Consider the following 20,937-nt stretch of genomic DNA (forward strand, 5'->3'; position numbering starts at 1 on the left):
GGGCTATTCCCCGCGGCGGCGCAATCATCTACCCTCTTCTCCCCCTAAGCGATCCAGCAGCCCGCTGCGCCGCTGCGTGCGCAGCTGCACCGCGCGCCGGAACACCGCTTCATCACTGAACAGCGTCAGCTGGCTGCGCGCCCGGGTAATAGCCGTGTAAATCAGCTCGCGCGTCAGTACCGGCAGGAACTGAGCCGGCATCACCAGCGCGGTGTGGTCAAACTCCGAACCCTGTGATTTGTGCACCGTCATCGCCCATGCCGTGTCATGGGCCGGCAGGCGACTTGGCTGTACCGCTTTGATGCTGCCATCAGGCAGCGGGAAAAACACCTTGAGCAGCCCTTCCTCATCGAACAGCGTAATGCCGATGTCACCATTGAACAGGCCGAGCGCGCTGTCGTTACGCGTCACCATCACCGGACGCCCCTGATACCAGCGGCTGCCCCCTGCCGGACGCCGAATCAGCTGCAGCTGCATCAGCTTGTGCTCAATACGCTGATTGAGCCCCTGTACGCCAAATGGCCCTTCGCGCAGGGCGCACAGCAGCTGATAACGGCCAAACGCAGCAATCACCTCGGCCGGTGCGGCACGCTGGTTAATCAGCTGGAGAAATGGCCGATAGCCTTCGGCAATCTGCGTCAGCATCGCCTGATACGCTTCGGCATCGTTGAGCGGCTGGCGCACGATATCACTGAAGCCCGCCTGAAAGGCCGCCTCGACCGCCTGCGCTTCGCCGGCATTGACCGCCGCAGCCAGCTGACCGATGCCGGAGTGCGCCGCGAAACGGTAGCTTTTGCGCAGCAGGCAGATGGCATCGCGCACCGCCGGGGCCACGGCATCATCGGTGCCGGCAACCTCGCAGCCGGTCAGCGTGGTGAGCTGCAGCGCACGCACCGGACTGTAGCCCGCCTCGGCACAGCGGCAGATATCCCCGAGTACCGCACCGGCTTCAACCGAGGCCAGCTGGTCGCGATCGCCGAGAAAAATCACCCGCGCGTGAGCGGGCAGCGCGGCGATCAGGTTTGCCATCATGTCAAGATCGACCATCGAGGCTTCATCGACCACCAGCACGTCGAGATGCAGCGGATTACCGGCGTGGTAGCGCAGGCGCTGCGTCTCCGGCTGGGCACCGAGTAAACGGTGCAGCGTGGTGGCTTCTGCCGGAAAACGCTGGCGCTCCGCATCGCTGACGTCGAGACTGCGCAGCGCCTTACCCAGCGACTCGGTGAGCCGCGCCGCCGCCTTGCCGGTAGGCGCGGCCAGCTGAATGCGCAGCGTTCCCTCACTGAGGCGAATCAGCGCCGCCAGCAGCTTCGCCACCGTGGTGGTTTTACCGGTGCCGGGTCCGCCGGAGATCACCGCAGTTTTTTGCGTCAGCGCCACCGCCGCCGCAATTTTCTGCCAGTCCTCAGGCTGGCAGCCGAAAAAGGTATCCAGCACGCTGCGCACCTGTTCGGGCGCAAACAGCTGCGGCGCCGCCTGTGGCTGGAAGAAGCGCGCCACTTCCCCTTCGTGATGCCAGAGCCGGTGCATGTAGAGCCGGTTATCACGCAGCACCACCGGCGCCGGGCGATCGCTGGCGCTGAGCGCCTGCCAGTCCGCCAGCAGCGTTGGCCAGTCCTGCGGCTCGCCGGCGGCCTGCCAGATGGCGTGCGCCAGCTCCGGATGACGACCGCTGAACAGCGCTTCGCGGGTAAGCTGCGACAGCGGCAGACAGACGTGACCGTCACCGGCTTCCGCGCTGAGACAGGCAGCCGCCAGCAGATGCGCGGGCCGATCGTCGTCGGCCAGCAGCCGGGCAAACTGAATATCCAGCGCCCGCAGCAGGCGCAGTTCTGCCGCCTGTGCCAATAGCGTACTCATGCTACTCATGCTGCTGCTCCCGGCCCGCGAAACAGGCTATCCAGTTGTGTAACGAAATCTGACGTCGGTCGGGTATGGAACACCCCGTTATCCGGCGAGCTGCCATCCATGCCGCGTAAAAACAGATAGAATACGCCGCCAAAATGCTGTTCATAATCGTAATCCGTCAGGCGGTGCTGCAAATAGCGATGCAGCGCCAGCGTATACAGCTGATACTGCAAATCGTAACGGTGGTCGATCATCGCCTGCGCCATCGCCTGCGGTGTGTATGCCTGATGACTCTCGCCCAGCCAGTTAGATTTGTAATCCAGCAGATAGTATTTGCCCTGCCAGCGAAATACCAGGTCGATGAAGCCTTTCAGCATGCCCTGCACCTGGCGGAAGTCGAGCGGCGGCGCCTGACGCGACAGCGGATCCTGCCGCATCAACGCGTCCAGCGCCGGTGCCGTCAGCAGTCCATCAATCGGCAGATAGAACTCCATCTCGATCAGGCGATTGCCCGGTGTGATGTCGCTCAGCCGGATCCCTTGAGTGTTGAGCGGCGTGTTCACCACGCGGGTAATCCACTCGCTCAGCATCGGCTGCCAGTGCAGCGGATAGCCGCTCTGTTGCAACTGCTGTTCCAGCTGCGGCGCTGACGGCGGCTGGGTGAAGTCGAGCGATTCAAACAGCGTATGCAGGAAAGTCCCGGGCGCAGCGCCACGCGGGAAATGGTGCGGCGTCAGCGCGGCTTCCAGCACTTCCGCCTCGCGATCTTCCCCGACCGCTTCCGCATCGAAGCCCGGCATCACATCCAGCAGACGGTGACTGCCGTGCTGCTGCAGCCCGGAATAGCTGGTGACACGCCACGGATCGGCCAGCGCGCGCGTGACGCTGCGCGCATCCAGCTCATCGTCAACCTCGTCCAGCGCCTGCCAGCGTTCATGGCCCTGCGGCTGCGCCATCACCACTTCGGTTCCGGTCACGCTGATGTCGTGCAGTAAACTCGCCAGCTGTTCTGCGGTGGCCGGCTCGCCGCGCTGCAGCAGGAAACCCAGCGCGCTTTTATGTAAATCGCTCTCGCCCTCTTTCTTGCGCGTGCCGCGAAACAGCGGTGCCACGCCGACGCTGCAGTGATACACCGAACGCGTCAGCGCCACGTACAGCAGGCGTAAATCCTCTGCCAGCCGCTCCTGCTCTGCCAGCGCCAGACTTTGCTCATCATTCTGCAAATCCAGCACCGCGTTGTAATGCTCGCGGTCGTGATAGAGCGCGATATCGGCCTCGCGGAAACCGGCGGCAAACGGAAGCCACACCAGCGGATACTGTAACCCCTTGGATTTATGGATGGTGACAATCTGCACCAGGTGGCGGTCGCTCTCCAGCCGCAGCTGCTGGCTGGCCGACTGGCTGTCCGGTCGTGCGATCTGCTGCGCCAGATAACGCACCAGCGCGTGCGGACTGTCGAGCTGGGCCGCCGCCTCCTGCAGCAGTTCGCCGAGGTGCAGCAGATCGGTCAGGCGACGCTCGCCATTCTCTGAGGCCAGCAGGTTTTCTGCCAGCTGGCGCTCCAGCATCAGCTGACGCAGCATCGGCAGTACGCCACGCTGGTGCCACAATTGCTGCCAGCGGGCAAAGGTATCCACCAGCGCATCCCAGCCGCGCGCATCCTGATCCAGTGCGTCCAGCTGCGCGGCATCAAAGGCAAACAGCGACGTGGCCAGCGCGGTGCGCAGCATCCGCTCCTGCTCGGGCGCGAGGATCGCCTGCAACAGCCACAGCAGTTCTCGCGCCTCGGGCGTGGTATACACGCTGTCGCGGTTGGAGAGATACACCGAAGGGATGCCGAGCTGATTGAGTGCGGCGCGAATCAGATTGGCTTCGTTCCGGCTGCGCACCAGTACGGTAATGTCCGAGGCCTGCACCGGCCGCTGGTCAGGCGTTTTGCCCAGCAGCGCGCGCTGTTGCTGACCCGCCTGCAGCCAGCGGCTGATATCAGCGGCACACTGCTGCGCCATCAGCTGCTGGTATTCGCTGACGCTGCAGCCTGCGCCCGGCTGTAGCCAGAAGCGCAGCGCGGCCTGTTCCTCGCCGTCGATACTCAGCGACAAACGCTGATTGGGCGGCGCGGCATTGACCGGCAGAAACGGGATGTCCGCAAACAGAAACGGTGCGGGCTGGCGCATAAACAGCTGATTGACGCTCTCCACCATCGCCGGTGACGAGCGCCAGTTGGTATCCAGCGTGTAGTGCGCGTGAACTTCACCGCGCGCGCGAATATAGGTAAAGATGTCCGCACCGCGGAAGGCGTAGATAGCCTGTTTCGGGTCGCCAATCAGCAGCAGCGCATGCTGCGGCTGCTGTAAATAGAGCGTGCGGAAAATACGGTACTGCAGCGGGTCGGTATCCTGGAATTCGTCAATCAGCGCCACCGGAAAGCGCTGGCGAATCGCCTGCGCCAGCTGCTCGCCGCCGGGCTGTTGCAGCGCCTCGTCCAGCCGGCTCAGCAGATCGTCAAACCCCAGCAGCGCCTGCAGGCGTTTCTCTTTACGCACCGCGTGACGCACCTCCACCAGCGCGCGTGCAATCACCAAATCGCGCAGCGACAGCGGCTGCGCCAGGAACGTATCTATGGCGGCAAACAACGGGTGCTGCGGTGGCGCGCCCTTTTTGGTTTTTTCATTGAGCACCTGCTGACCGAAACGCGCCAGCTCGGCGGGAATCTGGTAATCCGCGGTCTCGCTCTGCGCCCAGGCGCTGACTTTGCTGACCCACAGCGGCAGGTTTTTGCTGCTGTAGCTGCGCTTATCGACATCAGACTGCCCGACCAGCGTCAGCACCTCTTCGCCCAGCGCCCGCCACTGCGCTTTCATTTCGGCAATGCGCGCCAGGTTGCTGCTGTGGCGCGATGTCAGGGTTTCACTGTCGTGCGGCGCCAGGCGCAGGCTGGGCGACTCGCCCTGCAGCCACGGGCGCAGCGTCGACAATAGCTGTTCCGGCCCGCTCCATTCCGCAACGATGACGCGCGCAATATCCAGCGTCAGCGGATAGCAGTGGCGCCGCCAGAAATCCGCCGTCGCCTGACGCAACAGCAGCTGTTCATCTTCAATCAGCTGCTGCTCAAACAGCATGCCGGACTCAAACGCGTTGAGATTGAGCATGCGCTGGCAGAAGCCGTGAATGGTGAAGATCGCCGCCTCGTCCATCTGACGTTCCGCTGCCAGCAGCAGCGAGGCCGCCTCAGCGGGCTGGGCAATGTCGGCCAGCAGCTGCATCAGCATCGGATTTGCGCTGATGCCGCGCAGACAGGCCAGCCGCAGCTCATGAATATTTTCCCGGATACGGCCGCGCAGTTCGGCGGTGGCGGCTTCGGTAAAGGTCACCACCAGAATCTCTTCCACCGACAGCGGACGCGCATAAGCATTCGGTCCGCCAAGTCCCAGCAGCAAACGCAGGTAGAGCAGACCAATGGTAAAGGTCTTACCGGTGCCAGCGGAGGCCTCAATCAGACGCTCACCCTGCAGCGGCAGCGTCAGGGGATTGAGCGATTCAGGGCGCTGACTCATGGCGCATCACTCTTCACGGAGAGCGACTGCTGCAGCCGGGCGACTTCATCCCAGGTGGTAAAGCCCGGCAGCGGCGCGTAATCCGCATCGTGGGTGCCATCGTGACTGCCGCCAATCTGCGAGATCATCGCCATGCCCTGCTGCGCCAGCACGGCCTGATGGAAAAAGTCAGCCAGGCTGGCCGGTGTCAGCTGCTGAATTTGCGCAATGGCTTTTTCGCGCGTATCAAACGCGAAGTTCTGGCGATTGAAATCACGGCTGTAGCGGTTGGCCTCTTCATCCAGCGTTTGCGGACGCTGTTTCAGATCGTTGATCAGTGCCTGCTGATACTGGGCGAAATCCTCCGCTTTCATGCTGCGCAGACGCTGTTCCGCCTGCGGATAGAACGCCTGGAAACGCTGCAGCAGATAAGCGGGCGGTTTACTGTTGCTTTGCAGCAGGAAGCCAATGCCCCACTGGCGACCAATCGGCATCTGATAAGCGAACACCGCATAGCCCAGCTGCTCCTCGGTGCGCAGCTGATTGTAGAACCACGGCTGCACAACCTGGCTCAGCATGGTGCTGTTAGCCATACTTTGATACTCGCTGTAGCCGAGCGGCACATACAGCGTCGCCAGCGCTGAGTCGGTGCTGCTGCCGGTTTTCTGCAGGTTGGCTTTGATCGGCTTATCCACCACCACATAATTGCTGTGCCAGTAACCGTGCCCCGTGCTGTGCAGCTGCTGTTTAAGCTCTTCGCCCAGCTGCCTGACGCGATCGGCCGACAGGTTGCCGACCACCATCATTTCCGGCGTGGCGTGCTGGATCAGCGCATCGCGGTAATCCATTACCTCCTGCAGCGTGATCTGTTTCACCAGCTGGCGTCGCGCCTCACGCTGGGTATAAGGCAGCTGGGACAGCATTTGCATCGGCTGAATCGCCTGTTCAAACGCTTTGCCCTTTTCCGCTGCTTCCAGCCGATCCAGATACCAGGATTTCGCCTGCTCCAGCTGCTGCGCATCCGGCTGGAAGCTGGCGTAGCCTTCAACCAGCTTTTTCAGCAGCTCCGGCAGGCGCTGGGTGAAGCCGCTGGCATTGAATACCAGCCCGTCGTCCTCACCGGTAGAGAAGCTGATGCCGCCCACCGAAGCCTGCGAATTCAGCTCATCCAGCGCCAGGCTGGAGAGGTAGTCGTTGAGACCAAACAACACCTGCTGGCGCGCATCGCTGATCGCGGATTTGTTACGCAGCGCGAGCGTAATAGCGGCCTTCGGCTCGCTGGCGTAGAACTGGCTCGGCATCCAGTAGATGCGCATGCTGTCGCCACTGGTCAGCGCCACCGGATGATCGTAATGCTTACCGTCAGAGGGGATGAGGGAGAAATCCGACGGAATGTAGGGATTCAGGGTCGGCAGCGACAGCGGAATCTGCTGCGCCTGCTGCTGCCAGGCGCTGAACTGCGCGGCGGTGATTTTATCCACCTGATAAGGCGCATTCACAAAGTAAGCCTGTTTGTTGTGCGGCTCAGCGGGACTGATGTACCAGATGCGGGCGTTCTGCGGCGTCATCTCAGCCAGACGGGCGTTGATCGCGGCCGCATCATAGCGGTCGGCCAGATAAGGTGCATCCAGCGTGTGCGTCACCGGCACGCGCAGCATGGTATCCACCAGCCACTCAATGTAATCCATATCGCGGGTAATTGATGGATAGCGGAAATCCAGCGCCAGCACGTGCGCGACTTCATCGAAATAGCGCTTGTCGATGCCTTGTTTGCGCAGCATATCAAGGTAGCTGAATACTGCAGCCACCACGCGATCGCGCTGCGCCAGACCTTTGTCGGTCAGCGAAACCGAGATGGCAAACACGCCGCTGTTGCGCTCGGTCATCGGATCCGCGCCGGCATTGACGCCATCCGCCAGTCCCTGCTGCTGCAGCCAGTCGTTCAGGGTATTTTTGCTGCGGTTGCCCAGCAGATAACTGATTAAGGTGTCGGTTTTGCTGCGGAACTGGTCGCTGTCGTTGGCGATGCGAAACTCAATTTTCAGCTGCTTGCGCGGCTGCGCTGGCACGTAATGAATGATGATGCCTTTCTGCGCATCGGTGACCACCGGCACGGTAATATCCGGCACGCTGGCCTGATGATTGGCCACGCGACCAAAAGTCTCGGCAGCGATCGTCGCCATCTCCGGCAGCGGTTTGTTACTGTAAATCACCGCTTTCATCAGATTCGCCGAGTAGTGGCGATGATAGAAATCGAGCAGCGCCTGATGCAGGTTGCTGTCGGGTTTGTCACTCAGGGTATCAAGATTACCGCCCGAATAACGCGAGCCGGGGTGCGCCGGGTTGAGGGTTTCCGCGCCAACCTGCGCCATACGCAGCCCATCGCGCGAGCGTGCCATCGTCAGCTCAGCGTTAACCGCATGCCGCTCGCGGTCCGCGTTGGTCGGGTCGAGCAGGGGTTGCGCAATCGCATCCGCCAGACGATCCACCGCCGGTTGCAGCGCATCGTTTTCAACTTCCAGGTAAAACGCGGTGCGGTACGAGGCTGTGCTGGCATTGTGGCTGCCGCCGTGCTTCTTGAGAAACTCCGCCAGGTTATCCGGCTGCGGATAATTTTTTGACCCCATCAGCACCATGTGTTCCAGATAGTGTGCCAGGCCCAGCTGACTGTCGGGATCGTCCAGAGAACCGATCGGTAACGTCAGCGCTGCCAGCGATTTCGGCGCGGCAGCATCTGACACCAGCAGCACCGTCATGCCGTTGCTCAGGGTAATGGCCTGATAACTGCGCGGATCGTGATCGCTCTTGCGGATGGTTTCATCAATCGGCTGCCAGCCGCGCCCGTCGTCGGCAAAGGCATTCAGCGCCAGCATGCTCAGCAGCAGCGCTCCTATCCAGCGTGCGTAAATCCGCATTTCAACCCCTCAACGTTACCCTTATCCGCCGGCGTTGCGCCGGTCGGGATACTCAAACACTTTCTTATAAGACGGTGGCTGCCAAGGTACAGGCCGCACTTCCGTTGCTATTCATCATCCTGATGCGCGAGGCGCACCGGCAAATACCACTGACGCGCCGCAGCGATGATCTGCTGCTGCGTCGGCTCGTCCAGCGTGCGGCACAGGCGCTGCAGATAGGGATCGCTGCCCTCGCCTTCAACCTGGTAGCCACCCTGCCACGCCTGCAACAGCTTGTTGAGCGCCTTTTTCTGCGTGGCGTCATCTTCCTGAAGCTGGCCGGATTTGCTGTCAAAGCTGGCGTCCAGCCAGGCGCCGCCGGATTTATTCAGCAGCAGCAGCGGCTGCGCCAGACCCGCCTCACAGGCGGCCACATATTCAGCCAGCTGCGCCTGCGCCTGGGCGGGTGCCACCGCCGCGAAGCGCCAGCGGCTTTGTTTGCGACCGTACATGCGGCTGGTGCCGTTGCCGCCCAGCGCACAATACACCAGATGTTCCAGCCACAGCAGCAGGCCATCGTTGATGTTGAGCACGCCCGGCCGCCAGCGTAGCAGCCCATCAGCTTGCACCTGAGTCAGCCAGCCGGTCAACTGCGTTGCGCCCAGCGTCAGGTTGACTTCCCAGCTCTCCGCCGGCAGCCGCTGCGCGCTCACTTCCGCCGCCACTTCCTGCATCTCTTCGGTCTGGCTTTGCCAGAAAAGTTCCCCGAAGGCGCCGTAAGGCAGATTACCGGCGGCGCGATGGTGCGCATACAGCTGGGCCGGATCGTCACCGTTGACCAGCGTATTGAGCAGTTCAGCGTTGATCTGATAGCGCTCCAGGCTGTCCGGTGCGAACGGTTCGCTGTCCGGCAGTTCGCTCTCCTCCATCCAGAAAGCCACGCCGAGGCGCTGCTGAAACCACGCCCGCACCGGATGACGCCAGAAGCGCAGCAGCTGCTCCAGCGACAGCGTGGTCAGCGGCTGAACCGGCAGCGGCTGGACAAACCCGGGCTGCGCCACGCCGCTGCCGGTCGCCGCCGGCAACCATTCTGCGGCGAAGCTCTGCACGTGGCTTCCCGGCTGAAAATTTTCCGCTGCAAACGGCATGCGGCTGTGCAGGCGTTGCAAATGTGCCCGCACCCGCTGCTCACTGACGTCCGGCTCACAGGCTTCATCGCCCGGCAGACAGAAGCTTTGCGCCAGATAATCCACCAGTTCAGTCACCAGCACCGAGGGATAGCGCTCGGTGTTGTCCTGAATCGCCCGGCCAATGTAGCTGATGTACAGCTGCTGCTGCGCCGAGATCAGCGCTTCAAGGAACAGATAGCGGTCATCATCACGCCGGCTGCGATCGCCTTTCCGCGTCTGCTGCTGCATCAGGTCAAAACCGAGCGGCGCCAGGGTGCGCGGATACACACCGTCGTTCATGCCCAGCAGGCACACCACTTTAAACGGGATAGAGCGCATCGGCATCAGCGTACAGAAGTTGATCGGCCCGGCCAGGAAGCGCTGGCTGATGCGCTGCTGATCGAGGCGCGCACGCAGCTCATCGCGCAGCAGCGTGACCGGAATCGGCTGCTGATAGGCGGCCTGCATCCCCTGCTCAATGATCTCCTGCCACTGCGTTTCGACCAGCAGCAGCGCCGCTTCGCTGTCAGCATCGCCGCTGAAGAAGCTGTCGATCAGCTCGCGGCACAGCGGCAGCCACTCCGCCAGGGTGCGCGTCTGCGCAAGGCGCGTGCGCCAGCTGTCGAGCCGCGCCAGCAGCTCGGCCAGATGGCCCGCCAGCTCGGCGATCAGGCCGCTGGATTCGTCATACGGCAGAATGCCCTGCCAGTCACCGTTGCGGCTTTCCAGCGCGTAGCCCAGCAGCATCCGCTGCAGGCCGAAGCGCCAGGTGTGCTGGCCGGTGACCGGCAGCGCCAGCGCTTCCACGCTGGCGTCATCCAGTCCCCAGCGGATGCCGGATTCCATCACCCAGCGGCGCAGCAGGCGCAGGCCGCTCTCCTCCACGGAGAAACGCTGTGCCAGCGCCGGCACCTCCAGCAGCGCCAGCACCTCTTCTGAGGCAAAGCGACTGTCCGGCAGTGCCAGCAGGCTGAGCAGCGCGAGGATGGCCGGATGCGCCTGACTGGCGCGCCGGTCAGAAATGGCGAACGGCAGATAGCGCTCAGGCGGCGCACTGGCAAAAGCCGCCTGAATAAAAGGCGCGTAGCTGTCGATGTCTGCCACCATGACGATGATATCGCGCGGCTTCAGCTCCGGATCGGCTTCCATCAGCGCCAGCAGGTGATCCTGCAGCACTTCCACTTCACGCTGGGCGCTGTGACACACCTGCAGCGTGATGGAACGATCGTGCGGATCGAGCCGGCGCTTGTCCATGCTGTCTGCCAGCTCGCCAGCGCTGAGCCCAATCACCGCGCGATCGTCAAGATTGAGCAGATCGGCCTGCAGGCAGTGCAGCAGATTATCCGGTGACATCTCCACAAACGCATCGATGTCGTTGGCGGCTGACTCCATCTGGCTCAGCAAAAACAGGTTGTCGCGGCCCAGCTTGCCCCACGAGGCCAGCAGTGGATTGGTCAGCTGCTGCTCGCCCAGTTCGTTAAACAGCGCTGGCGCAGCATCCGGGTCGCGGAACAGCGGCTGTGTCTCCTGCGAATGCAGGCGCAGCCGCTGGCGGCTCTGCAGCTTCGCGAGGAAAGCGTAATCCTGAATGTCGCCCCAGTAGTGACGACAGGGATTGGTAAACAGCAGGTGAATATCAATGTGGCGGCCCAGCGCTTCCAGCGCCTGCAGATAAACCGGCGGCAGCGCAGAGATACCGCAGATGAAGACGCGCTGCGGCAGCCCCGGCGGCGGCGTTGACGCCTGCTCCAGCGCCTGGATAAACCGTGCATAGAGATTGGCCCGGTGCCACATCGGCTGACCGAGGCTGCGCGTGAATTCGACCAGATCGCGCCACAGCGCCGCCTGCCACTGCTGAGCATCGCTCAGCCCGTCCACCTGTTCGCCGCGCTCCCAGCGGTTCAGCCAGTCGGACCGATAGACCAGATACTGGTCGAACAGATCCGCCACGCGCGCGCTGAGCTGGTAGAGTTTGCGCTGATCGTCGTCGTCATGCAGATAGCTGCGCAGCGGCTGAAACGCCTCCTGCTCCAGCAGCACCGGCAGCCGGTGCATCAGCTTCCAGCTCATGCTGGCTTTGGTGAAAGCACTCTCTTCCGGGATATCCGGCAGCACTTTAACGAACATGCTCCAGATAAAGCTGGCGGGCAGCGGAAAATCAATGTTGGCGGCAATGTTGAAGCGGTTAGCCAGCTCCATCTGCAGCCACTGAGCCATGCCCGGGCTCTGTACCAGCACCTGCTCAGCCGCGAGCGGATCGGCCAGCGGCTGGAGTTTTATCAGCTCTACCGCTAAGTCTTTCAATAAATCTAACCGATTGGAGTGGTAAACCCGGAACATAAAACTCCTTAAAGAAGGGAAAGCGCAGCCCGGTCACTCTACCCTTAATCGTCTGGCCTGCCTACCCGCCGGCATCACCTTCGCGGCAATTGAGCCGCGCCAGCGACGCCGTGCGCTGATGGGGTCCGGTGACGGTAACGCGATCCAGCACACACCCGCCAGGTAAACTCTGCGGCTGGTGCACAATGTGCCAGCCGGCAGTATCACGCCCGAGCAGCGCCTGCCCGGCTACCTGCCACGCCTGGCGCTGCTGCCACTGCTGGCTAAATCCCAGCGCCAGTGCGTGATGATACTGCAGCAGCGTGCTGATGGTCATCGCCAGCAGCAGCATGGCGACCAGCGTTTCCGCCAGGCTAAAACCCTGCTGTCGCCTCTGGCAGCTGACACTGCTCCGCCTTCGCCAGCGGGCAGTAGTCGATCCAGCCATGCGGCTGTGGCTGCAGCTGACCGTTGCGTAGCAACACCCACTGATAGAGCACGAGCGCGCGTCCGGTGCCGCGCGCCGATAATAAGCCATGATTCTCCTCCTGCCGCAGCAGACAGCTTTGCCACGCGTCGGCCTGAGCGGTCTGACACTGCCAGCCCGCGGCCTGCGGCCAGTTTTGCTGCCGGCCCCACGTTAAAGCGGCCTGCGCCTGCCAGAAATCCTGCTGATGCTGCTGCTCGTCGGCGACCAGCGCCATGCCCTGCGCCAGCTGCGTGCGCGCGGCGTGCAGCGTGAGCCCGCCCATCAGCAGTAACATCACCACCATGCCAAGCGTGCTGTTGCCACGCTGCTTCACAGATTCAGCCCCTCCGCTATTATCGCCAGCTCTGCCTGCTGGCGGCCCGCCGTGGCGGCCAGCTGCAACAGCAGCTGCGAGCCCTGGCGCTCAACCCGGAAGGTGCTGAGGGTGAGGAATGCCGGGTCGGTGATGCGCTCCCAGCCGTTGCTGCTGCACTCGTCCACGCCGCGCTGCATCTCAAGCTGTCCGTTGCGCAGACGATAGCCGTAATAATCGCTTTCACTGTGACCAACACCTTCCCAGCGTCCGTTACTGTTTTCGTCCCAGCGCAGCAGTACACAGCTGCCGCCGCTCACCAGCGTGAGCGCCGCACCGCTGCACTGACCGTGACAGTAACCGGCACGGCGCAGCGCTTTGGCCAGCGAGCCGGCAACCTGCTGCAGCTCCTGTTGCAGCTGGACCCGCTGCTGCAGGCGCAGGTTCTGTTCCAGCAGCAGCGGCAGAAAGCGGCCGACGCTGACCATCAGCACCGCGCCAATCGCCATGGCGATCAGCATCTCCAGCAGACTGGAGCCCCCCTGCGCTATTCGCATCCCTTCTCTCCCGGCTGGCAGACCCGGATGCGCGCCCGGGCGGAGAGGATGACGCGCCAGCGGCCAGCTGCGCTCTCCAGTTCGATACTGCCGGGCCGGGCCACATCGCGTCGGCCGTAAAAGCCCGGCTCGCCGACCAGTGCGGTGATGCGCACTTCGCGATAAGGCGGCCGGAACAGCCAGCGCGACGGCAGCTGACATCCTTCTGCGGGCTGCGGCCCGGTGCCGAGGCAGCCGTTTTCGCCCGATTGCAGCCACAGGCTGAGGTCGCGGTTGTGCCAGCTGGCGTGTGCGCGCAGCCGCAGCAAAAAGCTCTGCAGTTGCAGAACGCTGTCACGCAGTTGCTGATACTGTTGCCAGCGCTGCCAGCCCTGTAAGGCTGCGATGCTGAGGATGCCGGCAATCACCATAACCAGCAGCAGTTCCGGCAGCGTAAAGCCGGCGTTTTGGGTTCTGTTCATAACCGGCACTCTGCGCCTGCCGGACGAAAAGCAACAGCGGCAAACAGAGAAGATGGAAAGCGTGCCGCAGGAAAGTTATGTCCGGTGCAGACAGCACCCTTTTTTTGCGCGTCGGATTCAGAAAATTCCCGCAGAAGCGGACGGAGGCCAGGCAAAAAAAAGCCCTGCGCGATGGCAGGGCCTGATGCTGAAGAGCGGCAGATTACACGGCGACCGGCGCTTTGATCGCCGGATGCGGATCGTAGCCTTCGATCTCGAAATCATCGAACTGGTAATCAAAAATCGACGCGGGCTTACGCTTAATCACCAGTTTCGGCAGCGGTCGCGGTTCACGCGTCAGCTGCAGTCGCGCCTGTTCGAGATGGTTGCTGTACAGGTGCGTATCGCCGCCGGTCCAGACGAAATCGCCCACCTCAAGATCGCACTGCTGTGCCACCATATGCACCAGCAGCGCATAGCTGGCGATATTGAACGGCAGGCCGAGGAAGATATCGCACGAACGCTGGTACAGCTGGCACGACAGCTTGCCATTCGCCACGTAGAACTGGAAAAACGCGTGGCACGGCGCCAGCGCCATCTGATCCAGCTCACCGACGTTCCATGCCGAAACGATAATGCGGCGCGAATCCGGATCGCGTTTCAGCTGCTCAATCACCTTGCTGATTTGATCGATCTCTTCGCCGGAAGCCTTGCCCCAGCTGCGCCACTGCTTGCCGTAGACCGGTCCCAGATCGCCATTTTCATCCGCCCACTCGTCCCAGATGGTGACCTTGTTCTCTTTCAGGTAGCCGATGTTAGTGTCGCCTTTTAGGAACCACAGCAGCTCATGAATGATCGAGCGCAGATGCACCTTCTTGGTGGTGACCAGCGGAAAACCGTCCTGCAAATTGAAACGCATCTGGTGGCCAAAGATGGAGAGCGTGCCGGTACCGGTACGGTCGGCCTTTTCTGCGCCTTCATTCAGCACATGTTGCATCAAATCCAGATACTGTTTCATTTTACCTCACGCGTTTGTTGCTGCGGGCGACGACGATACGCCCAGACCATCATAATCACTCCGGCCAGAATCATCGGGATCGACAGAATCTGGCCCATACTGATACCGCCTTCGAACAGGCCAAGCTGGGCATCCGGCTGGCGGAAAAACTCCACGATAATGCGGAATGCGCCGTAGCCAATCAGGAACAGGCCGGAGACACTGCCCATCGGGCGCGGCTTGCGAATAAACAGGTTGAGAATGATAAACAGCACGATGCCTTCCAGGCACAGCTCATACAGCTGTGACGGATGGCGCGGCAGCACGCCATACGTGTTCAGCAGTTCCTGATATTGCGGGTTATTGGCCGCCAGCGCGAGGTCTTCGCTGCGCGAACCCGGGAACAGCATGGCGAATTTAAAGTCAGGCGCCACGCGGCCCCACAGTTCGCCGTTGATGAAGTTGCCGAGACGGCCAGCACCGAGGCCAAACGGGATCAGCGGCGCAATGAAATCAGAGACCTGGAAGAAGGTGCGTTTGGTACGACGGGCGAAGATCAGCATCACCACGATCACACCAATCAGACCACCGTGGAATGACATGCCCCCGTCCCACACTTTGAACAGATAGAGTGGGTTGTCGAGGAACAGCGGCAGGTTATAGAACAGCACGTAGCCGATGCGGCCGCCGAGGAACACGCCGAGGAAGCCCGCGTACAGCAGGTTTTCAACTTCTTCTTTCTTCCAGCCGCTACCGGGTTTGTTGGCGCGGCGCACCGCCAGCCACATAGCAAACACAAAGCCTACCAGATACATCAGGCCGTACCAGTGCAGCGAAACCGGTCCGATGGAGAAGATCACCGGATCGAATTGGGGAAATGAAATGTAGCCGTTAGTCATCTTTCACCATGTTTTTTCTGCCCGCAAAAGGGCGTGGCTAAAGGGCCATACAATAAAAGGCTGCGCATCATAGCACAGCCGCTTTTCACAATTTCCGCAGAAATGTAAACAGTTAACGTCCGCCGCGAATCAGTCCGCCCAGGCCGCGCCGCTCCATGAAGGCCGACACCAGATGGCGCACTTCCGTTGCGGTGTGCGCCATCACGCCCTGCTGGCTCAGTTTCTGCGCCTCTTCATAATCGAGGTGGCGCAGCAGGTATTTGACGCGCGGAATGTTCTTGCCGTTCATGCTGAGATGGTGATAACCCAGACCCACCAGCAGCGCGACGCACATCGGATCGCCCGCCATTTCACCACACAGGCACAGCTCCAGTTTGGCCTGGCGGGCTTCACTGGCGATGGTTTGCAACGCCCGCAGCATCGCCGGATGCAGCGAATCATAAAGGTTGGCGACGCGGGTATTGTTGCGATCGACCGCCAGCAGATACTGGGTGAGATCGTTGGTGCCGACAGAGATAAAGTCCACGCGTTGCGCCAGATGCGGGATCAGAAACAGCATCGACGGCACTTCAATCATCACGCCAATGCGCGGTTTCGGAATGGCATAACCGAGCATCTCTTCCACTTCGCGACCGGCGCGATCGATCAGGCGCCGCGCCTCTTCGATCTCGTCGATATGACTGATCATCGGCAGCAGAATGCTCAGGTTGCCCGAAGCGACGTTGGCGCGCAGCATGGCGCGCACCTGCACCAGGAAGATCTCCGGCTGGTCGAGCGTCAGACGAATGCCACGCCAGCCGAGACAGGGGTTCTCTTCACTGATCGGCATGTAAGGCAGCTGTTTGTCAGCGCCGACATCCAGCGTGCGCAGCGTCACCGGTTTGTCGTAAAACAGTTGCAGCATGCCCTGATATTGCGCCACCTGCTCCTCTTCCGACGGGAAGCCGCTTTGCAGCATGAACGGAATTTCGGTGCGATACAGGCCAATGCCGTCAACCCAGTTGTCGAGCGCCTGTTCGTGTTCCGGGCTGAGACCGGCGTTGAGCATCACCTGCACGCGCTCGCCGCTTTTCAGCTCGCCGGGCTGCTCCACCACATCTTCGGCCATTTTGCTCAGCGCGTTCTCTTCGCTGATCAGCCGCTGATACTCCTGCACCAGCACCGGCTCTGGATCGATCAGCACTTCGCCGCGATAACCGTCCACGATCAGCAGCCGCTTGTTGAGCTGCGACGGCAGGATATCCGCGCCCATCACGGTCGGAATACCCATGGCGCGCGTGAGGATCGCCGCGTGCGAGTTGGCTGCGCCATCGCGCACCACTACGCCCGCCAGCCGCTCCTGCGGCAGCTCCGCCAGCGTGGTGGCGGTGAGTTCATCGGCCACCAGCACAAAACGTTCCGGCCAGGCGTTGGTGCCCACCAGCGTGTCGTCAAGGTGGAACAGCAGGCGCTGGCCGAGCACGCGCAAATCCCCGGCGCGCTCGCGTAAATAGTGATCCTGCAGGCTGGCAAACTGTGCGGCAAACTTCTCGATCACCGTTTTGACCGCCCACTCGGCTACCGATCCGCGCTCGATCTCGGCAAACAGATCTTTTTTCAGTCGCGCATCGGTGAGCAGGTGCGAGTAGAGATCGAAGATCGCCGCGCTCTCTTTCTGCACGCTGGCCGCGAAACGCTTGCTGAAGCGGCGAAACTCGTTACTCGCCTCGCCCATGGCGACAATCAGGCGCTCGCGTTCACGCTGTGGATCGAGCGTAGAGGCGGCGGACACCTGGTCGAGCAGCGGCTGCGTTTCATCAACCCAGCCAGGTGCAACGGCGACGCCCGGCGCGGCGGCAATCGCTTTGACGCGCGTCTGGCGGAACTGACCGAACAGCTGGCCAAGCTGCGACTGCGACAGCAGCGCGGCCATCTGCGTGGCCAGCGTAACCAGAAATGACTCTTCGCTTTCGTCGAACTGACGATGCTCTCGCTGTTGCACCACCAGCACGCCGAGCAGTTGACGCCGGCTGATGATTGGCACACCCAGAAACGAGCGGTAGCGCTCTTCTTTGACGGAGGGAATGTATTTGAAGCTGGGATGACTTTGCGCATCGGCGAGGTTGATCGGTTCAGCCAGGCGGCCCACCAGCCCGACGATACCTTCGTCGAACGCCAGCGTAACCGTGCGGCCGCGCGGCTTTTTCAGGCCGCGCGTCGCCATCAGGTAGTAGCAACGCCGATCGTGATCGGCGAGGTAAACCGAGCAGACCTCGGTCTCCATCGCCAGGCATATTTCGTTGACCAGAATGTCGAGTGCTTCATTCAGACGCGGTGCACTCGCCACTTTTTCTACAATTTCGCGCAACTGAGTGAGCATAAAGGGCGTGGCCTATCCTCTTTTACGTCGATGGGCGGCGTTGTTATTGCGCTGCCCCGCACTCTCCTGCATAGACATCACCACGCCAGCGAATTCCTTCATGACGCGGCGATACACATCGCGCTTGAAAGAGACAACCTGACGTACCGGATACCAGAAGCTGACCCAGCGCCAGCCATCGAACTCCGGCGTGCTGCTGTGTTGCACATTGATATCCGCGTCACTACACATCAACTGCAGAAGAAACCACTTTTGTTTCTGGCCGATACACACCGGCTTTGTGTCCCAACGCACCAAACGTTTTGGCAACTTGTAACGTAACCAGTTACGGGTTGAAGCAAGTATTCGAACATCTTTGCGGTGTAAACCCACTTCTTCGAACAGTTCGCGATACATCGCCTGTTCAGCGGTTTCACCCGGATTGATGCCTCCCTGAGGAAACTGCCAGGAGTGCTGTCCAAAGCGCCTGGCCCATAACACTTGTCCTTGCCTGTTACAGATTACGATACCAACATTCGGGCGGTAGCCATCATCATCGATCACTGGACTACCTCAAAGCTAAATTTGAATAGCCTGATTGTTTCATACTCCTTACAGGCGGTAAACCACTGGATATCCGCGCCGCTGACCGGATAACAATGGGATAACTCACAGATAATAGCCATGTTATAAACAGACAGGGGTATTTAACGGCGATCTTATTCACCTTTTCTGTGGATAGCTTTGTGCAGAACACGGGAATGAGTTGAATAACCGCTTCGGAAAATTCTCATGCACGCCGGGAAGAATAGCACTAAACCCCAAATTTATCATAGTGATAGCCAATTAACTCGTTCAGATACACAGCGTGAAAGCCGGTTATTCTTCCCCACGCGGTTACCGCTGCTCAAAGATCCATCACCGTTGATTTTATCCACAGAGAATGTCCTAAACCTGGGCAGAGAATGGAAAAAAAGCGCGCAGTTCGGCAAAGTCAAGGCTGTAAATGGAAACAGGGGTGGGCAAAACGTGGGGTTATCCCACTTTTCTGTGGATAACTGGGTTTAAGATCCTGTTCATTGTCGATAACAAACCGGGATAACCGCCTCTTACCCTGGTGAGCACCTGGTCAATCGCGCTAAAAAAGCATGCTGAATCATGCTATTATCACGTTTACATTGTCCGGCACGGTGTGGACAACACGCGCTGACCTTTACTGACCATATTTTGACCAATGCGAGTTTTATCATGAATTGCCCTGCCGCCTTGCCTGCTGCGCCCCGTAACGAAGCCGAACTGCTCCAGCGTGCCCAACAGCTGGCTGGTCAGAGCTTTGCCGCGCTGGCCGCGCAACTCGGCCTGCCGATGCCCGCCGATTTACGCCGTGACAAAGGCTGGGTCGGTATGCTGCTGGAGCTGCTGCTGGGCGCCAGCGCCGGCAGTAAAGCCGAGCAGGATTTTGCGCATCTGGGTATTGAACTCAAAACCATTCCGGTCGACGCGCTGGGTAAGCCGCTGGAAACCACCTTTGTCTGCGTGGCACCGCTCACCGGCAACAGCGGCGTTACCTGGCAAACCAGCCACGTGCGCCACAAGCTGGCGCGGGTGCTGTGGATCCCGGTGGAGGGCGATCGCGCCATTCCGCTGGCCGAGCGCCGCGTGGGTTCGCCGCTGCTGTGGCAGCCGAATGCGCAGGAAGAGCAGCAGTTACGTGAGGACTGGGAAGAGCTGATGGACATGATTGTGCTCGGCCAGGTGGAGCGCATCACCGCCCGCCACGGTGCGTGGCTGCAAATCAGGCCAAAAGCGGCCAACAGCAAAGCGCTGACCGAAGCCATCGGCGAACACGGCGAGCCGATCATGACGCTGCCGCGCGGTTTTTACCTCAAGAAAAGTTTTACCGGACCGCTGCTGGCGCGGCATTTTCTGCTGTAATGCCCGGTACAACTTCGCCCTTGCAGGATCGCTTTAGGCAGCGCCGCCTGCGCCGTGTATAATTCCCGTTTACTTTTCGTTTAGGAATGAAGGATTCATGTTTGACTGGATTGCTGATCCCAACGCCTGGCTGGCGCTGGGAACATTAACCATTCTGGAAGTGGTGCTGGGTATCGATAACATTATTTTCCTGTCTCTGGTGGTCGCAAAACTGCCGCAGCACCAGCAAAACCGGGCGCGCCGGCTGGGTCTGATGGGGGCGATGTTGATGCGCCTCGGGCTGCTGGCCTCCATCGCCTGGGTGGTGAGACTGACGCAGCCGTTGTTTTCCATCATGGACCACGCCTTCTCCGCGCGCGATCTGATTCTACTGTTCGGCGGCCTGTTCCTGCTGTGGAAGTCGAGCATGGAGATCCATGAAACCATCGAAGGCGACGAAGAGGAGCATAAAACCAATGTGCACTCTTTCTTCGGCGCCATCGTGCAGATCATGCTGCTCGACATCATCTTCAGCCTGGATTCGGTGATTACCGCCGTCGGCCTGTCCGATCATCTGTTCATTATGATGGCGGCGGTGGTTATCGCGGTGCTGATGATGATGGTGGCCGCGCGCGCGATTGGTGAGTTTGTTGAGCGGCATCCGTCGGTCAAAATGCTGGCGCTGGCGTTTCTGATTCTGGTCGGCTTTACCCTGATCCTCGAGAGTTTTGGTATGCATGTACCAAAAGGTTACATTTATTTTGCGATGTTCTTCTCCATGGCGGTAGAGTGTCTGAACCTGATGCGCAGCAGGAAAAACAAAGCGTAACCTGTCAAGGGCGAGCGCATCTCGCCCTGTTATTTTAGGAATGATGCGATTACTCCTGCTGGCAAAAGCATTTATTACTACACTTTTGCTGTTGAAGTGGCTTGAGGGAGCTGAGAATGAAAGGGTTGGTAAGTGCAGTGGGCCTGCTGCTGGCGGCGCTGGCATTAAGCGGTTGCAGCAGTGATTACGTTATGGCCACCAAAGATGGCCGCATGATTATGACCGAAGGTAAGCCGTCGATTGATAAAGAAACCGGTCTGGTGCAGTACACCGACGAACAGGGCCATGTTATGCAAATTAATGGTGACGAGGTTTCCACCATCATTGAGCGTTAAGTGCCAAATTGCCTCGCCTGTACGCGTTTTCCCCCCGTGCAGGCGATTTCCCGAACTTTCCCCCCTTCCTTCTGCGC

Annotated in this window: 15 protein-coding genes; 3 read left to right on the forward strand and 12 right to left on the reverse strand. The window is 60.6% G+C overall.

Annotated elements, in window-relative coordinates:
- Window positions 1-24: 24 nt before the first annotated feature.
- The 12 genes from recD to rppH form a co-directional block, all read right to left on the reverse strand.
- Window positions 25-1,872: an exodeoxyribonuclease V subunit alpha gene (gene recD / locus F3I21_RS16035; protein ID WP_150059304.1), complete on the reverse strand. Its 1,848-nt coding sequence runs from the start codon at window positions 1,870-1,872 to the stop codon at window positions 25-27.
- On the reverse strand, window positions 1,869-5,408 hold the full coding sequence (gene recB / locus F3I21_RS16040) for an exodeoxyribonuclease V subunit beta (protein ID WP_150059305.1): 3,540 nt from the start codon (window positions 5,406-5,408) through the stop codon (window positions 1,869-1,871). Before recB ends, recD begins: the two co-directional genes overlap by 4 nt.
- Window positions 5,405-8,302 (reverse strand): pitrilysin, encoded by a 2,898-nt coding sequence (gene ptrA, locus F3I21_RS16045; RefSeq protein ID WP_150059306.1) that lies wholly within the window; start codon window positions 8,300-8,302, stop codon window positions 5,405-5,407. Before ptrA ends, recB begins: the two co-directional genes overlap by 4 nt.
- A gap of 107 nt (window positions 8,303-8,409) precedes the next feature.
- Window positions 8,410-11,790 carry an exodeoxyribonuclease V subunit gamma gene (gene recC / locus F3I21_RS16050; RefSeq protein WP_150059307.1) on the reverse strand — a complete coding sequence of 1,127 codons (3,381 nt, stop codon included), beginning with the start codon at window positions 11,788-11,790 and terminating at the stop codon, window positions 8,410-8,412.
- 61 nt (window positions 11,791-11,851) lie between these two features.
- Complete coding sequence (locus F3I21_RS16055; RefSeq protein ID WP_353887884.1) at window positions 11,852-12,142, reverse strand: prepilin-type N-terminal cleavage/methylation domain-containing protein; 291 nt, start codon at window positions 12,140-12,142, stop codon at window positions 11,852-11,854.
- A 1-nt stretch (window position 12,143) separates the two neighbouring features.
- Complete coding sequence (locus F3I21_RS16060; protein ID WP_150059309.1) at window positions 12,144-12,572, reverse strand: DUF2509 family protein; 429 nt, start codon at window positions 12,570-12,572, stop codon at window positions 12,144-12,146.
- The gene (locus F3I21_RS16065; RefSeq protein ID WP_150059310.1) at window positions 12,569-13,108 is read right to left on the reverse strand and encodes a prepilin peptidase-dependent protein; all 540 of its coding nucleotides are present in this window, start codon (window positions 13,106-13,108) and stop codon (window positions 12,569-12,571) included. Before F3I21_RS16065 ends, F3I21_RS16060 begins: the two co-directional genes overlap by 4 nt.
- Window positions 13,099-13,569, reverse strand: coding sequence for a prepilin-type N-terminal cleavage/methylation domain-containing protein (locus tag F3I21_RS16070; RefSeq protein WP_150059311.1), 471 nt, complete (start codon window positions 13,567-13,569; stop codon window positions 13,099-13,101). The genes F3I21_RS16065 and F3I21_RS16070 overlap by 10 nt, the downstream gene beginning before the upstream one ends.
- A gap of 202 nt (window positions 13,570-13,771) precedes the next feature.
- Window positions 13,772-14,566: a thymidylate synthase gene (gene thyA, locus F3I21_RS16075; RefSeq protein WP_021506704.1), complete on the reverse strand. Its 795-nt coding sequence runs from the start codon at window positions 14,564-14,566 to the stop codon at window positions 13,772-13,774.
- Window positions 14,563-15,444, reverse strand: coding sequence for a prolipoprotein diacylglyceryl transferase (gene lgt / locus F3I21_RS16080; protein ID WP_021506703.1), 882 nt, complete (start codon window positions 15,442-15,444; stop codon window positions 14,563-14,565). The genes thyA and lgt overlap by 4 nt, the downstream gene beginning before the upstream one ends.
- Before the next feature lie 112 nt (window positions 15,445-15,556).
- On the reverse strand, window positions 15,557-17,803 hold the full coding sequence (gene ptsP / locus F3I21_RS16085) for a phosphoenolpyruvate--protein phosphotransferase (protein WP_104188424.1): 2,247 nt from the start codon (window positions 17,801-17,803) through the stop codon (window positions 15,557-15,559).
- Between the two features lie 12 nt (window positions 17,804-17,815).
- Entirely contained in the window at window positions 17,816-18,346 is a 531-nt protein-coding gene (rppH, locus tag F3I21_RS16090; protein WP_031279497.1) for an RNA pyrophosphohydrolase, read from the reverse strand.
- A 684-nt stretch (window positions 18,347-19,030) separates the two neighbouring features.
- Here rppH and mutH point away from each other — a divergent pair.
- From mutH to F3I21_RS16110, 3 genes are all read left to right on the forward strand, one after another.
- The gene (gene mutH / locus F3I21_RS16100) at window positions 19,031-19,717 is read left to right on the forward strand and encodes a DNA mismatch repair endonuclease MutH (protein ID WP_058757065.1); all 687 of its coding nucleotides are present in this window, start codon (window positions 19,031-19,033) and stop codon (window positions 19,715-19,717) included.
- 97 nt (window positions 19,718-19,814) lie between these two features.
- Entirely contained in the window at window positions 19,815-20,525 is a 711-nt protein-coding gene (locus F3I21_RS16105; protein ID WP_150059312.1) for a TerC family protein, read from the forward strand.
- 116 nt (window positions 20,526-20,641) lie between these two features.
- Window positions 20,642-20,860, forward strand: a complete 219-nt coding sequence (locus F3I21_RS16110) for a YgdI/YgdR family lipoprotein (RefSeq protein ID WP_021506698.1) — start codon at window positions 20,642-20,644, stop codon at window positions 20,858-20,860.
- Window positions 20,861-20,937 lie beyond the last annotated feature (77 nt).

This window comes from Pantoea sp. B_9, from assembly GCF_008632015.1.
Lineage (GTDB): Bacteria > Pseudomonadota > Gammaproteobacteria > Enterobacterales > Enterobacteriaceae > Pantoea > Pantoea dispersa.